The following is a 5626-nucleotide window of genomic DNA, read 5'->3' on the forward strand; positions in this document are numbered from 1 at the left end:
AACGCCGAACGCAACTGTGTATCCCATTGCCCCGGCGGGTTGCAGCTCGCACGCCGAACCATCACGGTCGACGAGTCGGTCTTGCGCACACAGAATCTGGCGATCTTCCTATGAAACTCGAATGGGAAGGCGAAGAGGACGACCGCATCGCGGCCATCGCAGCAGCAGACGAACGTCAGCGGCTCGAAGACCAGCGGGTAGGGGCTCCGATCTCGATCGCCAATGAGTTCTCGGAGATCCGGGTATCTCGCGTGGAGACACGCAACGGCTCCCGGCTCCTGATCGAGTCGCCGCGATCCGGGCAGTGGGTCGCTCTCGATCCGCTCGAGCTCGAGGCGCTGACCTGGCAGACTACGGCGACGTTCTCCGCCATGATCGCCCAACCGTTCGCACCGATGTTCCCTGAGATAACGCCTGAAGAAGCAGGAGAGGAGTGACACATGCCTGTCGTGAAAGCGGATCTCGGGCTCTGTCAGGGCTACGCCAACTGCATCATGGCCGCGGGAGACTATTTCGATCTCGATGACGACGGCGTCGTGATCCTGCTCAGAACAGAGGTCGACGAGGCCGACCGGAAACGGGTCACCGAGGCGGCGAACAGCTGCCCGGTTTCCGCGCTCCGGGTGGAAGACGAATGACGACAGCGATTGTCGGTGCGTCGATCGCGGGGGTACGGGCCGCGCAGGCGCTTCGGGCAGAGGGGTATCGCGGAGACGTTGTGCTCATCGGCTCCGAGCCCGTGCTGCCCTACGACAAGCCGCCGCTGTCGAAGGGATACCTCGTCGGTGCAGGTGCAGCCGAGGTCACGCTCCTCACGGCGGCGGAGGCGCTCGAGCTTAACATCGACCTTCGTCTCGGTGTGCCGGCGGTAGGTCTGGACCGTGCGTTGTCGGAGCTCCGGCTGGCGAATGGACGGCGGGTCGGCTTCGATGACCTCGTGGTGGCGACCGGCGTCCGCGCGCGGCCGTCGCCGTGGGGTGAAGGCGAGGGAATCCATGTGCTGCGGACACTCGACGACGCAGACCGGCTGCGCGCCGAGCTAGTTCCCGATCGCAGGATCATCGTCATCGGAGCGGGCTTCATCGGCGCCGAGGTCGCCGCGACCGCTCTTGGGCTCGGAGTCGATGTCACCCTGGTCTCGGCGACACGCGACCTGATGTCACGCCGGCTCGGTGACGAGATTGGCGCCCTCTTCTCGCAGAAGCACTCCCGGCATGGCGTACATGCGGTTCTCGGACGGACGGTCGCGCAGATCGACGGTGCGAAGGGAGACTTCCGCGTGCTCCTGGATGACGGTTCCGAGCTCCACGGTGATGTCGTCGTCATCGGCATCGGGGCAGTGCCGAACGTCGAATGGCTCGAGGACTCAGGGCTCGAGATCGACGACGGTCTCGTCTGCGACGAATTCCTCACGGCACTCGGCGCCCCGGAAATCCATGCGATCGGCGATGTTGCGCGGTGGCGGCATCCGGTTCGCGGCGATCTCACCCGTCTTGAGCACTGGACGAATGCGGTCGACCAGGCGCGCTGTGTCGCGCACAACATCGCTCATCCCGACGACCGACGCTCATATCTGCCTGTCGAGTATGTCTGGAGTGACCAGTTCAACTGGAAGCTGCACATCGTCGGTCGCACGACGGCAGTCAACCCCGAGATGGTGACGGACCCTCGAACACCCGACCGGATCGCGTCTCTGTACTCTCAGAATGGTCTGTCATTCGACGGGGCAGTGGTACTGAATTGGCCCCGCGCTCTCGTCGAAGTCCGCCGGTCCATCGCAGCGGGATCGTCGCTTTCCGACGTTCGTGTACGACTGGGCCGGCTGCTCGAATCGGCGTCCGGATAGACCTGGACGGGATCGCCTTGCCCTTGATGGCGGCCCTGAGGGCCGGCAGGAACGATACAGTTTCTGTTGTGCAGAGAAATAGAGCAGCCGACGGAGTCGATGCGGCTCCGCAATACCCGATCGAGTCGGTCGACAATGCCCTGAAACTCCTGCTCCTGCTCGGTGAGAAGAACGAACTTCGACTGACGGACGCCAGCAAGCACCTGGGTGTCGCGACCTCAACGGCGCATCGCATCCTCGCGATGCTTCAATGGCGAGGATTCGTGCGGCAAGACCCGCGAACGAAGACATACGGGCCAGGGCCGTCGTTGACCACGATCGCCTTCTCGGTGCTGAGAAAGATGGACATCCCGCAGATCGTGCAACCGATCCTCGAGGAACTCAGCCACCAAGCCGGCGAGACGGTTCACCTCGGCACGCTCGACGGCAACTCCACTCGCTTTCTCGCAGTCTCGGAACCGACGACGGCGGTGCGAGTCGCTTCACGGTTGGGCAAGGAGATGCCGGCCCATTGCACCTCCACGGGAAAGGTTCTCCTGGCGCAGCTCCCGCGAGAACAATTGGACCGTCTCTACCCCGACGAGCAACTCTCACAGGTGACTCCGCAGTCGATCCGTACCAAGACCGAGCTCCTCGCACAACTGGATCTTGTCGCGAAGCAGGGCTATGCAACGAACCGGGAGGAGAGCGAGGAGGGCGTGGCCTCGGTGGCCGTGGCCGTTCCCTCGGCGAGCGGGCTGCGGTTGGCGATCAACGCATCTGCCCCGGTGTTCCGCTTGCCTCCCCGCAAGGTGAAGACCCTCGTCGCACTCCTCGATGAGGCAGCCGTACGTCTGGCCGACCTGACCTCCTGAAGGCTCGTCGTCTCTTTCCCCTGCGACCTGGTGCAGGGGTCGTTCGGCGCGTTCTGAAGAGAGCTCGAGCCATGCTGGACTGTTGGCGCCGCGCAAGCTATTGTGTCTTCTAGTTAGGAACAAGTTCTGCTCAGCAGATAAATATGCGAAGAGGATGATCAATGCAGATCGTACTGGTGCACGGCGGATGGGTAGGCGGCTGGGCGTGGGACGGCGTCGCCGACGAATTGCGCAGAATGGGGCACGAGGTGATCGCGCCGACGCTGCGCGGTCTCGAAGACGGTGACGTGGACCGCTCCGGCGTCACGATGAGCATGATGGCGCGCGATCTGATCGATCAGGTAAGAGAGCTCACCCAGCTCGACATCGTGCTCGTCGGTCATAGCGGCGGAGGTCCGCTCATCCAACTCGTCGCTGAGGCGATGCCCGAGCGCATCGGCCGGGTCGTCTTCGTCGACGCCTGGGTGCTGCGCGACGGCGAGACCATTAACGACGTGCTCCCCGATCCGTTGGTCGCAGCGATGAAGGCGCTTGCGAGTCAGTCCGACGACAACACCATCGTCATGCCGCCTGAGCTCTGGGCCGCGTCTATGCAGGACATGTCCCCGTTCGAGCAGCAGCAGCTCGCCGCGCTCGAGCCGAGGCTCGTCCCAACGCCGGCAGGCTGGTCCAATGAGCCGATCCGCCTCGACCAGTTCTGGGCGAGCAGCATCCCGTCAAGTTATGTGTTCCTCGCTCAGGACCAGGCCGTTCCCGCTGAGATCTACCAGGCCGCGGCCGGGCGGCTTGATAGTCCGCGCACGATCGAGATCGACGGAAGCCATTTGGTGATGCTCACGCATCCGGAGAGGCTCGCACGGGCCCTCGACGCCGTCATTGCCTAACAGGCCTGGGGAAGCTATGGATTCGATTTCACGCCCAGACGACGTCGCGCCGATCTCGTACACCGAACTGGCGCCGTCGGGTGCGCCTGCTCGGTGGATCGTCCTCGTGCACGGGGGTGGTGTCTCGAAGGAGTGCTATCTCGAGACGCCCGACGGCCGACAGGGCTGGGCGGCACGATTGGTATCGCTTGGCTACGGTGTGCTGGTGGTGGACTGGCTGGGGTTGTCCTATGAGGCGGCCCAACACGTCGATGATCGTGCGGCGTCTGCGCGGCTGGACTATGAGAGCGTGTGCCGAGGGATGGGCGTGTTCCTCTCTGGTCTCGGCCGGAACGTCGTGCTGGTCGTGCACTCGATGGCAGGTCCGATTGGCTTCCGCCTCCTAGAGACGCATGGCGATCTCATCGACGGGCTCGTAGCCGTCGCTCCGGGCCCGCCTGGAAATGTACAGGCGGTGCCCGAGATCGTGAGGGAGTCCGACCAGGAGGTCTCCATCCGTGGAGCGGCCATCGACTGGACCATCCCGAAGATGGGTTTCTGGGAACCCACAAGCGCCTTCGTGAACGACAAGGCCATCGGACCCAGCCGGCGGTTCCCCCGCGAGTGCATCGAGGTGTTCCGCCGCACCCTTCGGCCGATCCCGGCCCGGATGCTTTATCAGCGTCAGAACATCGGTGGGAGCCAAATGAGGATCGGGCCGACCGACGCGTTCACGAACAAGCCGATTCTCGTCTTCACGGGTGGAGCCGATACCGACCACCCCTCGCAGCTGGATCAGGACATCGTGGCCTGGCTCACCGATCAGGGCGCCGCCGTCACCTTCTGGTCGTCCGAACTGCCTGTTCTCGCTGGGAACGGCCACATGCTGATGGTCGAAGACAATAGCGACGAGCTCGCTGACGAGATCGCGCGGTGGATCACGGCGCTCTGACTCGCCACCGTATCGTCCCGGCCATTATTTCAGCCGACCCGACGTCCCCAACAGCGGAGGAGAACGCCAGTCGTTTCCTTCGTGTCACTCGAGGGAACGCTGTGCCAGCTCGTTGCCGACTACGACTTGGTCGATCGGGCCCTTGCTCGAACTCCTCATTTCATACGTCTGGCGATGGACTCAAGGGAGATGTTCGCCGACGGCCGCGTGCAACTCCAGGTCATCGGTGGACAGCTGAGGCGTCTGCCACGACGCATCGAGACGATCGGTTCGCAGCTCGAACGGAACGTTCGGGCTGAGCATAAGGATGGCCGCGGGCCTGCTCATCATCACCCCGGCCGCAACCCCCTGGAGGTCCAACAAAGATGTCGACTGACCGGCAAAGACCTGAAGCTCGCGCTGCTTGCCTCCGGCGACAGGAAACATTTTGACGAGAGGATATCCATGACGACGGAAACCCATCCAAGCAATGACCCCGCAACGGTCCCGAGGCTCCACCTGAGGCACGGGCATAGCATTCCGCATCTAGGTCTGGGCACCTGGCCACTAGTGGGGGAAGAGTGCGAAACGGCCGTCCGCTACGCCATTCGAAGCGGCTACCGGCTCGTCGACACCGCGTTCCAGTACCGCAATGAAGACGCGGTGGGACGCGGTGTCCGCACGGCAGGCGTTGCGCGTGAAGAGTTGTTCGTCTCCAGCAAGTTCAACAAGGAGTCCCACAGCGTCGACGGTGTGCAGCGGGCCTACGACCGTAGTCTCCAAGCCTTGGGCCTGGACTACCTGGACATGTTCATGTGCCACTGGCCCGTGCCGGCCTTGGACCAGTACACCGAGGCATGGAGAGGCCTCGTCAAGCTCTTGGACGAAGGCCGTGTCAAAGCGATCGGTGTCTCCAATTTCAAGCCGGACCATCTGGAGAAGGTCATTGCCGCGACCGGCGTGGTTCCCGACGTGAACCAGATCCAGCTCAGCCCCGATCTCGCACGGCTACCCCCGCGGGCAGTGCACCAGGACCTGGGCATCATCACCGAAGCCTGGAGCCCTATTGGTCGCGAATCGGGACTGCGCGACCACCCCATCGTGGTGCAGATCGCGCAACGGACAGCAAAGA

At 63.6% G+C, this 5626-nt stretch carries 7 protein-coding genes; all 7 read left to right on the forward strand.

All coding sequences use genetic code 11. The annotated features are described in order from the left end of the window. Positions 1–110 precede the first annotated feature (110 nt). On the forward strand, positions 111–437 hold the full coding sequence (locus G6028_RS00915; RefSeq protein WP_005054953.1) for a hypothetical protein: 327 nt from the start codon (positions 111–113) through the stop codon (positions 435–437). Between the two features lie 3 nt (positions 438–440). Continuing rightward, a complete protein-coding gene (locus G6028_RS00920; RefSeq protein WP_005054951.1) occupies positions 441–638 on the forward strand; it encodes a ferredoxin in 198 nt (65 codons plus the stop codon). Continuing rightward, the gene (locus tag G6028_RS00925; protein WP_005054949.1) at positions 635–1846 is read left to right on the forward strand and encodes an NAD(P)/FAD-dependent oxidoreductase; all 1212 of its coding nucleotides are present in this window, start codon (positions 635–637) and stop codon (positions 1844–1846) included. The genes G6028_RS00920 and G6028_RS00925 overlap by 4 nt, the downstream gene beginning before the upstream one ends. Positions 1847–1914: 68 nt before the next feature. Beyond that, positions 1915–2700, forward strand: coding sequence for an IclR family transcriptional regulator (locus tag G6028_RS00930; protein ID WP_231734901.1), 786 nt, complete (start codon positions 1915–1917; stop codon positions 2698–2700). A gap of 161 nt (positions 2701–2861) precedes the next feature. Continuing rightward, positions 2862–3584, forward strand: coding sequence for an alpha/beta fold hydrolase (locus G6028_RS00935; RefSeq protein WP_024476681.1), 723 nt, complete (start codon positions 2862–2864; stop codon positions 3582–3584). Positions 3585–3600: 16 nt separating this feature from the next. Continuing rightward, positions 3601–4515: an alpha/beta fold hydrolase gene (locus G6028_RS00940; protein ID WP_024476680.1), complete on the forward strand. Its 915-nt coding sequence runs from the start codon at positions 3601–3603 to the stop codon at positions 4513–4515. 189 nt (positions 4516–4704) lie between these two features. Beyond that, positions 4705–5626: aldo/keto reductase (locus G6028_RS00945; protein WP_241730446.1), on the forward strand; the 922-nt coding region annotated here is incomplete at its 3' end.

This window comes from Dietzia cercidiphylli (genome assembly GCF_014145145.1).
Classification (GTDB): Bacteria; Actinomycetota; Actinomycetes; order Mycobacteriales; family Mycobacteriaceae; genus Dietzia; species Dietzia natronolimnaea.